The sequence below is a fragment of the Leptothermofonsia sp. ETS-13 genome, from assembly GCF_049200465.1.
Lineage (GTDB): Bacteria > Cyanobacteriota > Cyanobacteriia > Leptolyngbyales > Leptolyngbyaceae > Leptothermofonsia.
In genome coordinates, this window is record NZ_CP120836.1 from 5431347 (window position 1) to 5449004 (window position 17658).

Consider the following 17658-nt stretch of genomic DNA (forward strand, 5'->3'; position numbering starts at 1 on the left):
TGATTGCCCTTTTGTTTGCAGTTAAGTAGGTAGTCATAATTAATTGGTAAAGCGGGGGTGGAGGCTGCGCCCCCAGGCAGAGGGTTTCACCCCCTCTACCCCCGAAAATTATCCTTAATTTAATTGTGCCTAGCTACTTATTCCCACTCGCTCAGTTCAAAAGTCCAGTACTGTACGAGATTCGAAATTTGAGTGCGCCGGGTTTCGAAGGTTGCAGCAATCCAAATCAGGACCAGCCCTAACGCAACACCCATTGCCCACAGCAGCAGAGAGTAGTCGTTGATAAACAGCCACAATTGCCTCAGCACCTGGATGATAAATGCCAGAGTCCCGATGTAGAGGAATGCTCGAACTTGTAACAGAATGCCTGCCATCACGAAACCGATCGCAATCCCGATACTGATCATGCTCACCAAAATGGGTAGGATTCCTGCGATTCCAACTTCAGACTGGTAAAGGGCGGTCAGACAAACCAGGGCCGTTGCGAGACAGCGGAGGAGATGGCGTTTGTCTCGTTCGCTGGGCGATCGCAGCCCAGGGTCAATTTGAGCGACGTACAACAGGGAAGCACTCAGTAAAGCCGCATACCACAGCAGTTCTGTGGTTCCATACTGGTCAAATAACCTCATCACAGTCCAATTTGCCAGCAGAATGCTGATGTAGCTGAGGCGCACCCGTTGCTCTGCCTTTGCTAACCAGGCATAGAACGCTGCCCCAATCAGCAAACTCTGAATCGTTCCACTGCCGCCAAAGAGCAGGAGTACGATACCCGGTAAAACCATCGCCGACCTGCGCCAGGGATGACGCTGCCAGCCCCAGCGATGCCAGGGTGTCCAATAGAGGAGACCAGCAATCAGGGTGGCGATCGCCCCGGCCCAATCGAACAGGACCTCGTTGGGCAGGAGCAGGTGGAGTAAGTAAGCGAGGGTGATGAGACTCTGGATGATTCCGGCGTAGGTCCAGAAGGAGGGGGGAGCAGAAGGAGTCAGGGGCGGAGGGGAGCGGAGGGGGGAGTGATGGGCGGTTGCCAGAGCGTAGGCAGTGAGAATGGCTGACACACCAACCCACCACCACTCTCCCTGGGGACTGAGGGAAAGGGCGATCGCGCCCAGCAACAGAAGGCTACCCAGCGCCCAGTGGAGATGGGCAATGATTCGGATTTCTGGTGGGGTGAGGCGGAGATAGGGAATCAGCCAGGGCAGGAGGAAACGGAGAGCGATCGCCAGGAATGCCGCTAATGCCGCCATCAATACCAGGGCATCCCCACGGTGATCCCCCTTTGCCTGGGATAGCTGGTAGAGCAACAATTCGTAGGCTCCCCAGGAAATTCCAAAAAGTGAGAGGTAGGTCAGTGGTTTGAAGGCAACTTGCCGACGACCGATACCAATTCCAACTAGTGAAGCGGCGAGGGTATAGAATCCGGTAGACGCTGTAAAGCTGCGATGCTGTAAGAAAAGGCCCAAAGCGGCGTAGAGGAGGGGAATGAAGTGGAGGGAGGAAGAAGTGGGGAGGAGGGAGTGGGAAGGAGAAAGGGTAGCGGATGGGGTTTGAGAGTTCGGTTCTGGGTTTTGAGGGTTGACAGCGTTTTCCTCAACTGCGGTTTGCGGGTTTCTGATTCTAGCCTTTGCCATCCACCAGTCGCCCAGGAATTGAGTCCCCAGACCTAGAGCGAGGTTGAGAGTTGCCAGAGTATCGAGCGATCGCCCAGTGAGGGCAACGGCTCCCAGTAGAAATAGTTCCAGGCTCCAGGCCAGGAGATAAAAACCGCCTTTGTAAATGGACTGCCAAAGTCGCATGCCAGTCGCTGCAACCAGGAGGGCAGCGGCTGAAACATACAGCCATTTCGCAGAATCAAACTCTCCATAAAGGGCCAGATTGATCAAGGTCAATAGAAAGAGGGTGAAGAGGGTAAGCGCGATCGCCCAACCATCCGTTGCCTTTCGATATTGCTCTGCCAGCAACGTTCTGCGGCGTAATAATGCCCCTCGCAGTAGCCAGAGAAGCAGGATGGCGATCGCCAGCAAATTCACCGCCGATTCAAGCCTTAAATGTTCGCCAAACACCTCCCAAACGGTCGCGGCTGCAAACGCCAGCCCAAAACCAACGGTCAATAAAGCGGCGATTAAGTGCTGCAACCTCTGAGTATTCAGCAGCATCAGTACCGTGGCGATTCCCAAACCGGCCAACCGTTCCCCACTGGAGCCAAACGTCAGTGGTTGAACCATAACAAGAGCTAGCACACTTAACCAGGCTGCCAAACTCGCTGGAGAAAACGTTCTCCGAAAAGCCAGACCAGTCAGTGCCAGCGGTGTTACTAACCAGACAATTCCCCAGTCATTGCTCTCCTCCTGCCAGGCCATCTCACGCAGAAAGAGGTAGCTAATGGCGGCAAGAACAAGACCGAAGTGCCAGGTACTTTTGTCGCCTGATCCTGCAAATATCCACTCCAGTAACATTCCAACAATCAGAATGACTGCCGAGTTGTTGAGGCTGAGGTTGGGAAAGAGATAGTAGATGCCTGCGGCGATCGCAGCTAACCCGGTTCCGTGGGTTAGGTACACCAGAGGTGCCTCTGGCTGTCTGCGCTGGCGGAGAACTGCCACCAAGGTGACGGTAGACAGAGTCAGGTTGAGCAAGCGCACCAGGGAATTGCCTCCACTCACTGCCGCCAGCACCAACCCAAGACCGAGCGCCAGTACCTCTGTCTGCTTTGCCAGATCGGGTTGTTGCCGGTGCCGGAAATAAACTGCCAGAAAAATAGTTAGCAGCAGATAGGGGAAAAACCAGAGTCCAGACAGAGAGATGGGCATGGCCTCTGATCCAGCCAGTTGGATGCAGCCATTAATGATCCACTGCTGCCAGTCGGGTGGAACAACACGCCACAACAGCCAGACCATTTGTAGTCCCACCAGAAAACCCGCTATCAGGTACTGCCCCTCGCCAGAACACCACAGGTAATCTGCCAGAAGCCACAGTCCCAAACCGCTAATGGCGATCGCCTGCCAGGGAGGAGTGACCGTCACCGCAACCAGCCATCCCACAGCCAGCAGTCCCGTTCCCACGCTTGCCCAGCCTGCCCGACTCGCCTCTTTTTCGCGACAACCAGCCCAGCACCCAACCACCAATTCCCACCGCCAAACCCAGCCGTGTAATGGGTACCTGGGCAACGAAAACCGCTCTAGCAATCAGCAGTAGTGCGCTAAAGGCAACCGCAATGAAGCCGGAGGTGAGGGGGTGAGGGGGTGAGGGGGCGGGAGAGTTTTGAGTTCTAAGTTCTGAGTTCTGAATTACCTCCTGCCCCCTCACCCCCGACTCCTGACTCCCGACTCCCGATTCCTGACTCCCGACTCCCGATTCCTGACTTCTGCCCTCTGTCCCCTGCCTCCCAACTCCCCCAACTCTCTCCCAGTCCTGATACACCAGCACCAGCGCTGCTCCCACGGTCCCCAGGTAGGTTGCAACCAGGGGGAAAACTTGCCCAACCCCAACCCCAGTGCAGCCAACTCAGGGCGATCGCCGTTCCCGCCGTCAACCACGTATTGCCGGATTCGGAGGAAGTGGGTGTGAGCAGGTGGAGGGTAATGGCGGTGAGGCTGAAGGCGGCGATCGCGGCCACGACCAAACCCAGAGGGCTACTCAATAACCGGAACCCATCCATCATCCAGAAGTTCACTGGAATAATCAGCAGGGTTGTAATCTGCAACATGCGGCTGGTCAGGTGCAGAGCCGATCGCCGCCTGGTCAGGATACTGGCTACCCAAAAGGCCAGCGTATAGCTCAGCAAAATTAAATATTGCCCGATGGAAGAGAAATTGCGCCATTGGGTAGCCGCCAGGACTCCAGATGACACTACCACCATGAATACGCCCAGGAACAGCAGCCATACAACGCTGATCTCGGCCATGAAAGACTGCATCATCTGGGTTAGCCAACTGTTGGGCCGAACTACTGCTGGCTCTTCTAGGGGAGGAGAGGCGGGTTCTGAGAAAGGATCGATGAATGCTTCCTCTGGCTCCACAGTGATAGCTACCGATTGGCGCAAAGGGCAGCTCAACTGCTCCTGGCAAATCTGTCGAACCACCTCATCTGATAGCAGCCCTAACTGCAACCAGACATCCAGACCTTCCAGGAGAGACGGATGGGCCGATCGCACCACCAGTTCTAGAATAATTGGACGCTCAGGAGAAGAAGCCATCAGGGGTTCATTTGGTGCTTCATACTTTCATTGCCAGCGTCAGCCCATCTGCAATTGGTAACAGGCTGATCCGGACGCGCTCATCCTGATGCAACTTCTGATTGAAAGCCCGAATCGCAGTAGTGCTACTGTCCTGGTCGGCTGGATCGGCAACTCTCCCTGACCAGAGGACATTATCAATTGCAATCAACCCACCGGGGCGAACCAGTTGCAGGGCTTGTTCGTAATAGTTCGGATAATTTTTCTTATCGGCATCAATAAAAGCAAAGTCAAAGGTATTAGCCTGTCCAGATGCCAGCAGGTGATCCAGCGTTTCGAGGGCAGGCGCAATCCGCAGGTCAATCTTGTTGGCAACCCCTGCTTTTTGCCAGTAGCGCTTTGCGATCGCCGTATATTCCTCACTGATGTCGCAGGCCACTAATTTGCCCTCTGGTGGCATTGCTAGAGCAACACAGAGGGAACTGTAACCCGTAAAAACGCCAACCTCCAATGCTTTTTTTGCTCCTATTAACTGGATCAGCAGAGCCATAAACTGTCCCTGTTCTGGAGCAATCTGCATAATGCTCATGGGCAGTTGAGCCGTTTCCTGGCGTAACTCGGCCAGAACTTCAGGTTCCCGCAGCGAGACTGAGAGCAAGTAATCGTAGAGGCGATCGCTCAGATTAAGGTTTTTGTTTCCCATGGTTCCATTTCCGCTTCAGAATCGAAGCCCGTTCAGCTTTATACTAACCCTGGAAGGATGCTGGCTCCAGCAAAAAATGGCCTGGTTGAAATGTTATGAAGATAGGGAAGTCCATACTACAGGTACTGGTGACAATCGCGCTGATGTTTGTACTGACCGCCTGTGGCGGGATTGGCGGAGGGCCAGGCCAGCAATGGGTGGAGCGGGCGATCGCCCTTCAGCTCAGTCAAACCCAACAGTTACTCAGTCAACAGTTGCGACTTCCATCCCAGCCCCAAAATATTCAGATCAATCGGGTGGTCATTACCGAAAAAACTCCGCTCACGATTGACGATTTACGGGTATACCGGGTTCGGGGCACCTATGACTACACGATTCAGTTACCCAGCCGTAAGGTGACTCAGCAACAAAATCCATTTGAGGTCTATTTGCAGCGCCAGAAAGAGGGCAAAACCTGGCGGCTGGCAAAGCCCCAAACAGGAGAAGAGGGAGAACCCATCTGGGTCACTCAGCGAATTACTTTTTAGAAGTGTAGCTTGTTATTTAGAGGTGTAGCTTGTTACACAAAGTGCTGGGGCAGACTGATAAGGTATCCTGTATTGTTCTTGCGGCAGTGCCCAAATCGTCATGATTTTTGAGTTGTTAGCAATGGCGACTGCACAGCCCACCATTCCTTGTTATAGCTATAGTCACCAGGCTTAGGACAGGGTGCAGGGGTGGAACCCCTGCACCCCTAACCATAATGACTACCGCTATAACGCTTGTACTGTTTGGTCAGGGATTAACGACCTACCTTTATTGTCAGCAGTTTGGATCCATGACAGCACGGGTAACTGGGCTTTCGGATGACCCCATCCCACTGGTTTCTAAAATTCCGGTGCTGGGTAAGGTACTGTTCACACAATGTAATGGTTTACATTAGTGTCCTGCTGTTTCGCATGACCTAGGGACTGCAAATTCGGGCGGGGGGAGAATCCTGCTGCTGCCGATGCCTCCGGCATTAATGTAGCGCTCACTTGCGATGGAGCCATTCTGGTGGGTGCTGCACTGGCGGGGTTGGGAGGAGCCGTGTTGACGGTTGTTCAACCTCACCTGTTTCAGGAGGGGGTAACGGCGGGACGAGGCTGGATTGCGGTGGTACTGGTGTTTTTCTCGCGCTGGTATCCTGCAGGTGCTTTGTGGGGAGCGTTGCTGTTTGGTGTGGCCGATGCCTTTCAGTATCGGATTCAGGCGCTCGGTTCCGAAAACATCCCTTACGAGTTTTTGTCGATGTTGCCTTACGGACTGACGTTGCTGGTATTATTGTGCCAAACGAAACGAAGAGAAGCCCCAACTGCTCTGGGAATTCCCTACTTCAAGAACAGGCGTTAGGCGGCTTCTTTTTAGTGTTTTAACTTTAGTGTTTTAACTGGCAATCCCACGAGGTACCCCTTCCAGGGCCTCTTCTTCGGTTTCAAAGATCTCGAAGACGGAATCCATCATCGTAACTTCAAACACCAATCTCGCTTCGGGGTGAACATTGCAAATTCGGAAACTGCCACGAACTTTGTCGGCATCGCGCATTCCGGCCACGAGGGAAGTCAAGCCAGAACTATCAATGAAGTTGACTTGTCCCAGGTTAACAACAACGTGGTGACTGAGTTTGGAAATACACTCTTGGAGCTTCAGTCGAAACTGCCAGGCTGTGGTGATATCCAAACGGCCAGTGGGAGTCAGCACAATGACTGTCTTCCCATCCTGGGTCGTATAGGTTCTTTGCTCCATGTGAATTGATTTCTGCTCCATAGGGATTGCCTTACCCTCTCCTAAAAACTGTGGATGCTTGGGGTGATTCTAAACATAGATTCGCAATGCGACTCAATCATGTCAGCTAATTTGGGCAACTCTTTACAAAAGCGCCCAGTTATCCAGATTGGGTCTCAAAGGCTCTAACCAGCATGACTGAGTAGACCCTGCCCGGTAGCGCAGATCTTGTAGCTATAGCTACCAGGCTTAGGACGGGGTGCAGGGGGTGGAATCCTGGGTTGGGGGCGCAGCCCCCAACCCCCCTTAAAACCAATGTCTTAAGTAACCTGGCGACAGCTATAACTCAATCTAGTTTTGACAGAATTTGAAAAATTTCAACATTGCTCAAAAACCATCTGTTTCTGAGTAGTCTACCCTACGGGGTGTTGCTGATTCCACAGCATAATCTTAGCCACTAAACTGAGGAGGGGGAGGAGGGAAACCCTGAATGGGGCCCATCTCCTTGTTAGACTTAATGACCTAAGCAACCTGGTGACAGCTATAAATTCCAGGTTGGATGAATTGAACCTTTCAACTCATCCTCCTATTCAGCACCACTAATTCTATAGAGACCAGTTCACCCAATCCTGGGGTTTGAGGAAGGTTTCGTAGAGTTCAGCTTCACGGGTGTTGGGTTCCGGCTGATAACCGTATTCCCAGCGCACCAGGGGGGGCAGAGACATGAGGATTGATTCGGTGCGTCCGTTAGTTTGCAGACCAAAGATGGTACCCCGGTCATAGACCAGATTGAACTCGACGTAGCGACCCCGGCGATAGAGCTGGAAGTTGCGTTCCCGATCGCCATATTCCAGCGATCGCCGCCGCTCAATGATAGGCAGATAGGCAGGTAGAAATGCATTGCCGCAGTCTTTAACAAAGGCAAATAGTTGCTCCCAGGTGCGGGGGCCAATATTACCGATCTGGTTACTATAGAGAGCGGCAGCACCCGTAGTATCGGGACCATGGTAGAGCGCTCCACGACTATCCTGATAGTCGAAGAAAATACCTCCGACTCCTCGAGTTTCCTGTCGGTGTTTGAGGTAGAAATATTCATCGCACCAGAGTTTAAAGGTGGGGTAATACTCTGCGTGGTGAGCATCACAGGCTTGCTTCAGGGTGCGGTGGAAATGAACTACATCTTCGACGAAGGGATAGTAGGGGGTAAGGTCGATACCGCCTCCAAACCACCAGACGGGACCAGCTTCGAAGTAGCGATAGTTGAGGTGAACGGTAGGAATGTAGGGGTTGCGGGGGTGCAGCACCATTGAAGTGCCCGTTGCGTAGAAACCATGACCTGCGGCTTCCGGGCGCTGTACCAGAATCGAAGGAGGTAGAGTTTCGCCCCACACTTCTGAAAAATTGACGCCCCCCTGTTCAAAAACATTGCCTTCTCGGATGACGCGCGATCGCCCACCTCCGCCTTCTGGTCGATCCCAGGAGTCTTCCCGAAACTGGGCTCCACCATCTGCCTGCTCTAGCGCCTGACAAATGTCATCTTGCAGGTTTTTAAGAAACTGACTGGCACGCTGACGGGAATCAACTGGGGGGAGGGAGTTGGACGCGATCGCTTCAGAAGGAGAAAACGCAGTCATAGTCGTGGTATCAGGTTAAACAGATTCAACGCTTTCATAGCCTATCGTGAATTGGAACCGCCACAACCACAAGTCGCTTCTTGTTAACTTTTGTTTATGTAAATCAGGAGGCAGGAGCCAGAAGCCAGGAGGCAGAGACTAGGGACTGGGAGCAAGGGGCTAGGGATCTGGTATTGGGATAGCTCAGAACTCAAAACTTAGAGCTTAGAACTCAAAGCTCATCTACCCATCCACTCATCCACTCCATCACTTCATCACTCATCCACCTATCTACCCCCTCTCTAGTAACTAACAACTGCTGAGCCAGATGTTTCAAAAAGGGGGTCAACAAACTAGTGAAATCCGGGTACGATCAGGAGATCCCTGTTCAGGTTCAATGTGAGAGGTTAAGGAAGTGTTTGGCTTTTCCTCCCGATTCATTCGCCTCAAGCGCCGCTGGTTTGAGCGTTCTCTGGCTAGAACTTACCAGACATTAAGTTCTGCATCAGTCGATGACCTGTGGAGAACGCTAGTCAATTTGGCGGATGTGTCCTGGCATCCTATTCTAGAGAGTACAAACGTTCCGAGAGGACTGGTGGTTAAGCCGGGATTGATCTACCAGGCGGTGACTCGCATGATCCCAATTCCAATTCAAATTTTTGTGGAGCGGGTGCGACCGGGAGAGTTGCTGAGTGTGAGAGTTCTGGTTTTTCCAGGGTTGGAAGAACAGGTCACTTATCAAATTAAGTCCACGGTTTGTGGGGCCTGTGTGTCTTACTCGGTTAACCTGAGGGGATGGTTGTCGCCGCTGCTTTGGTCCATCATTCATCCTTTTGCGGCGCGGGTCGCTTCGGAACTGGTGCAGGCGACGGAACAGGCAGTTGCCGGAAATTTGAAACCAACAAAGCCAGGTTGTCTTGATTTCTAGGTATGATATCCTACTCAGGCTAGCGGTAAGATTGCAAAAGAACCCTTAAAAGTCCCTAGCCATAGCCAGGGTTGTTAACCATGCCCCAAGTTCTTGACACCACATCGGTCCTTGAAGTCTTGAAACCTGTTCAAGACCCCGAACTCCGCAAGAGTCTGGTGGAGTTGAACATGATTCGGAATGTTCGAGTGGATGGTGATCGCGTCAGTTTTACGCTGGTGTTGACCACACCCGCCTGCCCCCTGCGACAGTTCATTGTGGAGGACTGTGAGCGGGCGGTGAAGACCCTACCGGGAGTTGAAAAAGTGGTTGTCGATGTCACGGCTGAGACTCCACAGCAGAAGTCCGTACCGGATCGTACTGGAGTACCCGGCATCAAAAATATCATCGCCGTCTCCAGTGGTAAGGGAGGTGTGGGCAAGAGCACGGTTGCTGTGAATGTGGCGGTTGCGCTGGCTCAAGCTGGAGCTAGAGTTGGTTTACTCGATGCGGATATTTATGGTCCCAATGCGCCGACCATGCTGGGACTGGCAGACGTAAAGGTAACGGTGCAGCAGGGTCCCCAGGGGGAAATTCTGGAACCAGCCTTTAATCACGGCGTCAAGCTGGTTTCGATGGGCTTTCTGATTGACCCTGATCAGCCTGTGATCTGGCGTGGACCAATGCTAAACGGAATTATCCGGCAGTTTCTTTACCAGGTGAACTGGGGCAAACTCGATTATCTGGTAGTGGATATGCCGCCCGGTACCGGCGATGCTCAGCTAACCATGACCCAGGCCGTACCGATGGCGGGCGCCGTTATTGTTACCACACCCCAGACCGTTGCCCTGCTCGATTCTCGTCGGGGTTTAAAGATGTTTCAACAACTGGACGTTCCAGTCCTGGGCATTGTGGAGAACATGAGTTATTTCATTCCCCCTGACATGCCAGAGAAGCAGTACGACATCTTTGGTTCCAATGGGGGAGAAAAGGCAGCGCAGGAGTTACAGGTGCCTCTACTGGGTTGTGTGCCCTTGGAGATTTCTCTGCGACAGGGGGGCGATCGCGGTTTGCCCATTGTCCTGGCTGAACCTGAATCAGCCTCAGCCAGAGCCCTGACTCAAATTGCCCAGCAGATTGCTGCTAAAGTTTCAGTGGCGGCGTTGGCCTAGTCATCCGTCAGAAATTGTTATCACATGTTGCTGCAAAAGTCCTTCAAACAAATTCGCTGGAAGTCTTTCGTCCAGCCCTGGCAAAACGTGGACTGGTGGTTGTTTTTGCTGCCGATTGGGTTGACTATTTTAGGCGGGGTAATGATCCGCAGTGTGGAGCTAAACCAGGGCTGGACGGATTGGCGACAGCATTGGATTACGGGAGCCGTTGGGCTGGTGATGGCGCTGGCGATCGCTCGCTGGCGGTATGATCAGTTGCTGCGCTGGCGGTGGATTATCTATGGCATTACTAACCTGTCTTTGCTGGCGGTGATGTTTTTTGGCCGGGAAGAACTGGGAGCCCAGCGCTGGATTCCAATACTTGGCTTCAATCTGCAACCCTCAGAGTTTGCTAAGCTTGGCATCATCATTACCATTGCCGCTCTGCTAAGCGAACGCCCCGCTTCAACCATTCCAGTTTTCCTGAAAACCCTGGGAGTCACGGCAGTTCCCTGGATTCTGATCTTTCTAGAACCCAACCTAGGCACCTCGCTTGTGTTTGGGGCGATCACGATGGGGATGCTCTACTGGGGAAATGCGAATCCGGGCTGGTTAATCTTGATGCTGTCCCCCTTTTTGTCGGCCATCCTGTTCAGTATCTTTTTACCTGCCTGGTTTATCTGGGTGGTGGTAGTGGGGATTATTGCCTGGCGGAGTCTGCCCTGGTATCGGGTGGGGACGTTTATCGCAGTGGTTACTAACCTGGTTTCGGGAGCGCTGGGGCATTTTCTGTGGGGACTGCTGAAAGATTACCAGAAGCAGCGTTTGACCATGTTTTTGAACCCGGATCAGGATCCGCTGGGGGGAGGCTATCACCTGATTCAGTCCCGCATTGCGATCGGTGCGGGGGGGCTGTGGGGCAGGGGGCTCCACCAGGGAACCCAAACCCAATTGAATTTTATTCCCGAACAGCATACTGATTTTATCTTTGCCGCCGTTGGTGAAGAGTTGGGGTTTGTAGGATGTTTTCTAGTGTTGCTGGCGTTTTGGCTGATTTGTTTGCGGTTAGTGATTATTGCCCAAAATGCTAGGGATAATTTTGGGTCTCTGACTGCGATTGGTGTTTTGTCGATGGTGGTGTTCCAGACGGTGGTGAATGTTGGGATGACGATTGGGCTTTCGCCAGTGACGGGGATTCCTTTGCCCTGGATGAGCTACGGGCGTTCTGCACTGCTGATGAATTTTCTGGCGATCGGATTGGTGCAATCAGTTGCCAATTTCCGCCAGCGTCTCAGTTTTCGAGATTAGAATTAGACCTATTGGGAAATAAGAGATCATGTTTGGCAGTTTCAAGATGCTCTAACGATGCTGAACTTAGAAGGCATTCTCCAGAATAACCGCCTTTTGTGGGCAACAACAGGCCTTAATTCAAAGCATTTGAGGAACTCTTGCCCAGTTTTCGTGGCAATGTTCTAACGCACCTGTGTAGAGCTATACAACGGGTATTAGATGTGCAGTGATTGCTTCATAACTGGGTGCGCCCTCATTGGGGGTTGGACAAGGGCCCTACTCCAGCAATCGCAATGGGGTTTTGCAATCGTCCTTTATTTGCAATCGTCCTTTATCAGTGCAAGAACTCTTCACCCAGAGAGGCCTTGCCTCAGTCATTCATTAGAAGCCCAGTGCCTGTTTTCTCCCTCAACTGGCGTCATGTAGGTCTTGCTCACAAGTTGGTCTCCGTCTGGAATGTAAGCCAGATAAACAGTCCAACCATCAGTGACATAAAAATAGTATTGCCAAGTCGAAACGATCGCCCACAATGGTCGAAATGTCTCCGCCCTATGGTCGCCTAGAACCCACCCTAAGATCCCTTTTCGGAAGTGGTCAACAGCAGTCCAGAACCAGATTTTGTTTTTGGGGAGCCAACAAATGTCTCCAGTTCATCCAATTCACCAACTTCAGGTGGAACATCTAAATCATACGCATCGGGTAACAATTCACCAATTTAACCCAAGTAGTGACAGTGGTATGGTGAACGCCTTTCACTCGTTCAATGCCTCGAAATCCCATGCCATTGACATGCATTTTGAGACATTCACGCTTGAATTCATCAGAATACGGAGAAGGTGGGTCATAGGTTTCAATAAATTGACGACGACAGGCTTTACAAAGGTAATTTGGGGTAGTGCTCAAATCATAATGATTTTTCAGTTTGAAATGATGGCGGTCAGCGCCGCTCATCATTACCTCTTGAGGTCTACCTAATTTTGTTTACCTCTTTACTTGCCATTCTTACTGATACTGGTTGAGCCACATTCAGGACATTACATCGGTCTCACCCTGACTTCATATTCTCATCATGCAACGCCGGATTAATTGTTACTGCTGAGGGATTTTGAAGCCATAATCTGAGCGACTGCCTGAGCTTTCCCGGCAACAACAGCGGGCAGAGATCGCCATCCTTGTATAGATTGCAGCAATGCTGCCACTTCAAAGAGTTGCAGCACAATGAGTTTGATATAGTCGCTGGGCGATCGCCTCTCCAAAATTTGAGTCATAACATAGTGGCGATTAACCAGGCTCATCGCTGCCAGAACCCCGGAGTTATTCTTATGATCTCCCGGCTGGCTGTCATGAAAGATTTTGGCAGTGCGGGCGTTTGCCAGTTTCCATTGCTTACCGACCATAAGGGATAAGGTTACGTCTTCCATCAGGGAATAGCCCGTAAAGTGGGACGAAAACAACGGTTGTGGCAGTGCTTCCCGACGATAGAGAGTGCAGGTTGTGTTTAGCCATTCCACGAGCACTACTTCTGGCAAATTGGGGTCGTCTTCGGGTAGAAGGTTAAGGGCCGGGCCGATGCACTTTCCGGCGTAGCTGGCTTCGGATTGACCATGTAAAAATTGGAATAAAACACGACTGATGCGTCCAGGGGGCAGATAGCGTTGATTGGTGATCATGGCATTGACCCCACCCATTCGGGGATCGCTCTGTAAGGCTTCCCAGAGACGTTTTAGGCAGTCTGGTTCCAGCAAAATATCGTCATCCATCAGCCAGATAACATCCTGAGTCGCACGAGCGATCGCCTGATTGCGCTGAGTTGCAGCACCAATTTCGGTTGCTCGATAGTATTGGATCTGGGTGAGTAATCCAGGAATCTGACTATGGCAGAGCGTTTTAGTCTGGTCATCCTCAGAACCATCCACAACAATCATTTCAACGGGTTGAACCGATTGTTGAGCAAGGCTGTGCAGTGTTCGGGCGAAGGCTGCAGGACGGTGACGAGTTGGGACCAGGGCAGAGATGGGGAGGGGTTGAACCATTCGCTTAAGCCTGCTTTAGGAAAGGTTTCGTTTTGAGATGGGCGATCGCGTTCTGAAAATCTCGTTTGGCTTTGGCGATCGCTTCAGCCACACCAAACCCAAATAGTCGATAGGTTAAACGGTAGTTAGCTGGAGCTGCATGACCACCCGGAACAAAATTCTTTTCGGTTGCATGAATCTTGGTAATAATCTGGTCTGCCCAGGTTGGATTCGACAACCAGATAATTCGAGCACACTCAAACCGGGCCTGATTAATTGCATTCTGCCGGGGATGCGTCAGTTTGTTAATCTCCTGCAAATGCTGTTCTGCACGATCAAGAATGGCTAACCGCTGGCGATAAGTTTCTGATTTATCCCGCTTGCAAACGGTTGATTCACTCCACTGACGGTAAACAGAGCCAGGGTTGCTGAAGTATTCAAATTGTTTTTGAGCTTTCAACAAGCGAAGATATAACTCATGCTCCTGACAGCAGGGTTGATCAACGTTCCATCCACCCACATCAACAATTGCCTGCTTTCGCCAGAGAGGGCTGCCAGTTTGGGGTAAGTACCAGCGGGCCAGGAGTATCCACGGGTCGTGGGGTTGAGGAATCGGCAGGATTTCTTGTCGTGCACTGTCACCAGTCCAATACTCGAAAATACTGGGGCTATAGACAACATCTGCATAGGGCAATTGGGACAAAAAACGAACCTGATTCTCAACTTTGTCAGGAAGCAAATAATCGTCAGCATCCAGGTATTGCAACCATTCACCAGTACTCAGCTCTAGCAAACGATTGCGGGCAGCATTTCCCCCTTTATTGGGTCCGGTTTCCCAGCGAATAGTATCGCCAAAGCCCTGGATGACCTCCAGGCTGCGATCGGTTGAACCATTTTCGACAACGATAACTTCTTTGTAGGGATATGTCTGGTTCAATGCACTTTCAATCGCTTTAGCAATCCAGCGATCAGCGTTGTAACAGGGAATAAGAATACTGACTTTAGGGTTCATAGACAAGTCCCATCTTGGTGCTTAGTTTTCTGGAGAATGCTTCGTTAGAAAGAATGTCTTCCTTCATGGCCAGAATGTTAGAACGAATTTGAACAATTTGGGACTCAGGCATATGGATGAGTTGGTCAATTGCCTTTACCCAATTGCCATGATGGACCGCAAGGCAGTTGATCTGGTCCTGCAGGTGACTGTCATATAGTTCCAGTTCTTCAGCATGAAGAACGGGGATGCTGCCTCTAACTAGAGCTTCTATCACTCGATGGGTTAATTTTGCATAACCAGGAGGGCACAATGTGAAATCAGATTCTGTCAGGTAGTGAATAAATTCAGCAGGAGGAACGCCACGCTTCTCGCCTGGATCGTCACCGTACTCAATCCAGAGATGCTCAGATGAATTCCATAGATTTTGACTAATAAGATAGGATTTGATGTTGTTAATTAGCTCAGTCCTAAATTGAGGTTTTCGGTTTCCAATAAAGTTCAATTGATATTTTCGAGTGGTTTCAGGTTTCCACTCAAATGCAAACATTTTGAGTAATAAATCAGGATTATCCAAAAAATTGGAATGAACATCGATTCCCATCAAATAGCGTTTTGCCCAGATACTATATAGATCGATCGGATAGAAGCCATCCGCCAGAAATACTCGCTCTGCTTTAAGGGTGATGGGAAAGTATTTGATAATCTCTTTAACCTGGCTCAGTAGCGTTTTAATTAAAGAAGTTTTACCACAACTAGAAAACAATCCAATATGTTGGGAATGTTTAATGGCTTCTGCTAATTCACTTTTTGGTAAATCAGAACTGACCTGAATGTAAAGCCAATCCAGATGGAGACCCTCCCAACTATTTAAAACTTTGACATGTGGAAGTTTTTCGAGTTTGTCGTAGTACAACGAATGACCTAAATGGGCAACGTTATCTTTTGGGGCTGTAATTACAAAAACTGGACAACCGCAAGATGCCGCTGCCCTCGCAATGGTATAAGTTTGAAACTCGACACTGGCTGCCCAAATACCCACCTGTTGAGTCATGATGCTCCTCCTCCTGGCGTCAGGATATCCTGGTACAGTTGATGAGTTTTATGTGCGATCGCGGTCCAGTCCAGGCGATCGCACTCTTTGTTAACCAGTTCACTTAATTCATTCAAGTCTGTCTGCATACTTCGTTTAAACGCATGCAAAAGACCCTGTTCGTCAGTTGGTTCGTAAAGTAGCTTATCTGCTTTTCCTAGAGTTTCGGCAATGCCGTTCGTGCGAGGAGCAATAATGGGTTTGCCATAGGACATAGCCAACAGTAAACTACCAGAGGTCAAAATTCGCTCGAATGGCAGCACAACAACATCTGCGGCACTAAAATAAAGCGGGATTTGGCTATCTTCAACAAATACAGCGCGGAGTAATACTCCCTGGGTCTGGCTAGCCTGTTCTGTTAAACGTTGTTTGTAGGCTTCATCAAGCGGTTTTCCTGCAATCAACAGGGTATGTCCCGCCACCAGGTCTGCATGGGTTTGCCAGAGGTTTAGCAGATTTTCAACGCCCTTATAAGGACGAAGCATTCCTAAATTCAGATAAATTCGCCCAGTTGTGGGAAGCTCTAGTATTTCTCTTGCAAATTGTGGATCAACGGCTGGACCGTAATTGTTGCGGTAGTGGCCATGAGGGATGACGCTCACTTTAGCAGGCGAGAATCGATACATGGGAACAATTTCATCTACGGCAGCATTGTGATGAACAATTAGCCTGTCTGACAGTCTGGCAAGGGCTTGCTGTGCCCACAGTTCCAGTGCTGGAAAGAGAGCTTCGTGAGAGCGAGCATTGTGAACAGTCCATACCACTCTTACACCTGACAATTTCGTAATCAGGACATCTAATAAAAACTTGAGGGTATAAATCAAGCGAACCAGCCAATTCTTTCCTTTCAGATAAGGATTCAGCCAGTGCAGGTGTAAGACATCAATTGGAACTGGACTGGATTTTACTGCTCGAAAAATGGGAAATACACGCCGATAACCCACTGGAAATTGAATATGTACGCCTTCTGCCTCCAGTGCTTTTGCCAGCAGAGTTTGATAGGGATTATCAATGCGATAGTCGGGCATCATCAATATGTGCATTGTTGGAGCACCAATACAGGCAGTAGCCATCACTGTAGCTCCCTAAAAAAGCCAGTTTTAACCAAATGTTGGATACCTTCGCGATACATCAGGTGCCGAATTTTACCAACATAGTGGCGACTGGGTGAACCGTTGATGGTGCCATCCAGATGTACGTCGTATTCAGGAGGCAATAGTTCTACGCCGTATTTGGAACTGAAAAGTGCGTAAAGGGTCTGCTCAATTCGCCAGAAATGACCAATGATGTTGGGCAAACTGAGGAATTCTTCGATCCAGTCGAGTTGCATGGATTGTTTGTGAATCAAACCGAGACCCGAATTAAACCGGTCAATGACTTCAAACCCCAATTGAGCTTTGACTACTTCGGGTTCTACGGTGTAAGCACTGGCAACATCGCCATTTACGGTATTGAAATGGTAGTTGGGATCTTCAATGCGGTGCAGGAGTACTGTTGGCTCTGCAAAGAAGAGAACGTCGCTGTCAAGCAGCAACATGCGATCGCTCTCCAGATACTCGCGAAAGTCAAATACCTTGGGTGACAGATGATTGGTTTTGCGGAACTCCAGACAACGAGGATAGTTTTGTAGCGTTGCCAGAACGCGGCGATCGGCTTGCTCTCGCTCAATCAGGCGGGCATCAGGAAAATGGTATTCCAGAATGGCGCGATCGCCTGAGGTCAGCGTGCCATCATCATGAATGCAGAGAGCATAGCGACGCTGGGAGTAATGATAAAAGGATTTGAGTGCCCAGATTAGATTTAGCCAATCTTGAGAACATGTAAAAACATGGATCTCACAGGTTTTATCTGTGGTACTCGTGATAGGTTTTGTCTTTAAAATACGGTTTCTTACCGTGTCTCGATAGTAGGCGGTGTGTAGACCGTGTTGATATTTCTGCCGAAGCTTGAGCACCAGAGAACCCAGTGACATAGATCGATG

General features: G+C 50.5%; 17 protein-coding genes and 2 pseudogenes. 7 read left to right on the forward strand and 12 right to left on the reverse strand.

Annotation, left to right across the window (positions count from 1 at the left end; translation table 11 throughout):
• Positions 1-137: 137 nt before the first annotated feature.
• The 4 genes from P4D80_RS24735 to P4D80_RS24750 are packed head-to-tail and all read right to left on the reverse strand — an operon-like array spanning position 138 to position 4877.
• Positions 138-3062, reverse strand: coding sequence for a hypothetical protein (locus P4D80_RS24735; protein WP_421656706.1), 2925 nt, complete (start codon positions 3060-3062; stop codon positions 138-140).
• Positions 2986-3306, reverse strand: coding sequence for a hypothetical protein (locus P4D80_RS24740; protein ID WP_421656707.1), 321 nt, complete (start codon positions 3304-3306; stop codon positions 2986-2988). The genes P4D80_RS24735 and P4D80_RS24740 overlap by 77 nt, the downstream gene beginning before the upstream one ends.
• Positions 3269-4195, reverse strand: coding sequence for a hypothetical protein (locus P4D80_RS24745; protein WP_421656708.1), 927 nt, complete (start codon positions 4193-4195; stop codon positions 3269-3271). Before P4D80_RS24745 ends, P4D80_RS24740 begins: the two co-directional genes overlap by 38 nt.
• A gap of 19 nt (positions 4196-4214) precedes the next feature.
• Entirely contained in the window at positions 4215-4877 is a 663-nt protein-coding gene (locus P4D80_RS24750) for a class I SAM-dependent methyltransferase (protein ID WP_421656709.1), read from the reverse strand.
• A gap of 128 nt (positions 4878-5005) precedes the next feature.
• On the opposite strand from P4D80_RS24750, the gene P4D80_RS24755 reads away from it, so the two are divergent.
• The 3 genes from P4D80_RS24755 (at position 5006) to P4D80_RS24765 (ending at position 6248) form a co-directional block, all read left to right on the forward strand.
• Entirely contained in the window at positions 5006-5404 is a 399-nt protein-coding gene (locus P4D80_RS24755) for a hypothetical protein (RefSeq protein WP_421656710.1), read from the forward strand.
• 215 nt (positions 5405-5619) lie between these two features.
• Positions 5620-5799, forward strand: a complete 180-nt coding sequence (locus P4D80_RS24760; protein WP_421656711.1) for a hypothetical protein — start codon at positions 5620-5622, stop codon at positions 5797-5799.
• 77 nt (positions 5800-5876) lie between these two features.
• Positions 5877-6248, forward strand: a complete 372-nt coding sequence (locus P4D80_RS24765; RefSeq protein WP_421659601.1) for a hypothetical protein — start codon at positions 5877-5879, stop codon at positions 6246-6248.
• 33 nt (positions 6249-6281) lie between these two features.
• Here P4D80_RS24765 and P4D80_RS24770 read toward each other — a convergent pair whose 3' ends face one another.
• Positions 6282-6662, reverse strand: a complete 381-nt coding sequence (locus tag P4D80_RS24770) for an STAS domain-containing protein (RefSeq protein ID WP_421656712.1) — start codon at positions 6660-6662, stop codon at positions 6282-6284.
• Positions 6663-7225: 563 nt separating this feature from the next.
• On the reverse strand, positions 7226-8254 hold the full coding sequence (gene hemF, locus P4D80_RS24775) for an oxygen-dependent coproporphyrinogen oxidase (protein ID WP_421656713.1): 1029 nt from the start codon (positions 8252-8254) through the stop codon (positions 7226-7228).
• A gap of 394 nt (positions 8255-8648) precedes the next feature.
• Here hemF and P4D80_RS24780 point away from each other — a divergent pair, with 394 nt between their 5' ends.
• The 4 genes and pseudogenes from P4D80_RS24780 to P4D80_RS24795 form a co-directional block, all read left to right on the forward strand.
• Positions 8649-9161, forward strand: a complete 513-nt coding sequence (locus P4D80_RS24780; protein WP_421656714.1) for an SRPBCC family protein — start codon at positions 8649-8651, stop codon at positions 9159-9161.
• 80 nt (positions 9162-9241) lie between these two features.
• Positions 9242-10312 carry an Mrp/NBP35 family ATP-binding protein gene (locus P4D80_RS24785; RefSeq protein ID WP_421656715.1) on the forward strand — a complete coding sequence of 357 codons (1071 nt, stop codon included), beginning with the start codon at positions 9242-9244 and terminating at the stop codon, positions 10310-10312.
• 24 nt (positions 10313-10336) lie between these two features.
• Positions 10337-11599: a rod shape-determining protein RodA gene (rodA, locus tag P4D80_RS24790; RefSeq protein WP_421656716.1), complete on the forward strand. Its 1263-nt coding sequence runs from the start codon at positions 10337-10339 to the stop codon at positions 11597-11599.
• A 185-nt stretch (positions 11600-11784) separates the two neighbouring features.
• A pseudogene (locus tag P4D80_RS24795) lies at positions 11785-11913 on the forward strand (IS1 family transposase); the annotation flags it as partial.
• A gap of 57 nt (positions 11914-11970) precedes the next feature.
• Here P4D80_RS24795 and P4D80_RS24800 read toward each other — a convergent pair.
• The 6 genes and pseudogenes from P4D80_RS24800 to P4D80_RS24825 all read right to left on the reverse strand — a co-directional run.
• A pseudogene (locus P4D80_RS24800) lies at positions 11971-12469 on the reverse strand (IS1 family transposase); the annotation flags it as partial.
• Between the two features lie 194 nt (positions 12470-12663).
• Positions 12664-13614, reverse strand: coding sequence for a glycosyltransferase family 2 protein (locus tag P4D80_RS24805; RefSeq protein WP_421656717.1), 951 nt, complete (start codon positions 13612-13614; stop codon positions 12664-12666).
• A 4-nt stretch (positions 13615-13618) separates the two neighbouring features.
• Positions 13619-14605, reverse strand: a complete 987-nt coding sequence (locus tag P4D80_RS24810; protein WP_421656718.1) for a glycosyltransferase — start codon at positions 14603-14605, stop codon at positions 13619-13621.
• Positions 14595-15638 carry an exostosin domain-containing protein gene (locus tag P4D80_RS24815; protein ID WP_421656719.1) on the reverse strand — a complete coding sequence of 348 codons (1044 nt, stop codon included), beginning with the start codon at positions 15636-15638 and terminating at the stop codon, positions 14595-14597. The genes P4D80_RS24810 and P4D80_RS24815 overlap by 11 nt, the downstream gene beginning before the upstream one ends.
• Complete coding sequence (locus tag P4D80_RS24820; RefSeq protein ID WP_421656720.1) at positions 15635-16750, reverse strand: glycosyltransferase; 1116 nt, start codon at positions 16748-16750, stop codon at positions 15635-15637. Before P4D80_RS24820 ends, P4D80_RS24815 begins: the two co-directional genes overlap by 4 nt.
• Positions 16750-17649: a hypothetical protein gene (locus P4D80_RS24825; RefSeq protein ID WP_421656721.1), complete on the reverse strand. Its 900-nt coding sequence runs from the start codon at positions 17647-17649 to the stop codon at positions 16750-16752. The genes P4D80_RS24820 and P4D80_RS24825 overlap by 1 nt, the downstream gene beginning before the upstream one ends.
• Between the last annotated feature and the right edge of the window lie 9 nt (positions 17650-17658).

Coding starts and splice junctions, on each gene's coding strand:
- P4D80_RS24815 (WP_421656719.1), bottom strand. CDS start 15,638: ATGACTCAACAGGTGGGTATTTGGGCAGCCAGTGTCGAGTTTCAAACT.
- P4D80_RS24770 (WP_421656712.1), bottom strand. CDS start 6,662: ATGGAGCAGAAATCAATTCACATGGAGCAAAGAACCTATACGACCCAG.
- P4D80_RS24785 (WP_421656715.1), top strand. CDS start 9,242: ATGCCCCAAGTTCTTGACACCACATCGGTCCTTGAAGTCTTGAAACCT.
- P4D80_RS24760 (WP_421656711.1), top strand. CDS start 5,620: ATGACTACCGCTATAACGCTTGTACTGTTTGGTCAGGGATTAACGACC.
- hemF (WP_421656713.1), bottom strand. CDS start 8,254: ATGACTGCGTTTTCTCCTTCTGAAGCGATCGCGTCCAACTCCCTCCCC.
- P4D80_RS24750 (WP_421656709.1), bottom strand. CDS start 4,877: ATGGGAAACAAAAACCTTAATCTGAGCGATCGCCTCTACGATTACTTG.
- P4D80_RS24825 (WP_421656721.1), bottom strand. CDS start 17,649: ATGTCACTGGGTTCTCTGGTGCTCAAGCTTCGGCAGAAATATCAACAC.
- P4D80_RS24745 (WP_421656708.1), bottom strand. CDS start 4,195: ATGGCTTCTTCTCCTGAGCGTCCAATTATTCTAGAACTGGTGGTGCGA.
- P4D80_RS24810 (WP_421656718.1), bottom strand. CDS start 14,605: ATGAACCCTAAAGTCAGTATTCTTATTCCCTGTTACAACGCTGATCGC.
- P4D80_RS24820 (WP_421656720.1), bottom strand. CDS start 16,750: ATGGCTACTGCCTGTATTGGTGCTCCAACAATGCACATATTGATGATG.
- rodA (WP_421656716.1), top strand. CDS start 10,337: ATGTTGCTGCAAAAGTCCTTCAAACAAATTCGCTGGAAGTCTTTCGTC.
- P4D80_RS24805 (WP_421656717.1), bottom strand. CDS start 13,614: ATGGTTCAACCCCTCCCCATCTCTGCCCTGGTCCCAACTCGTCACCGT.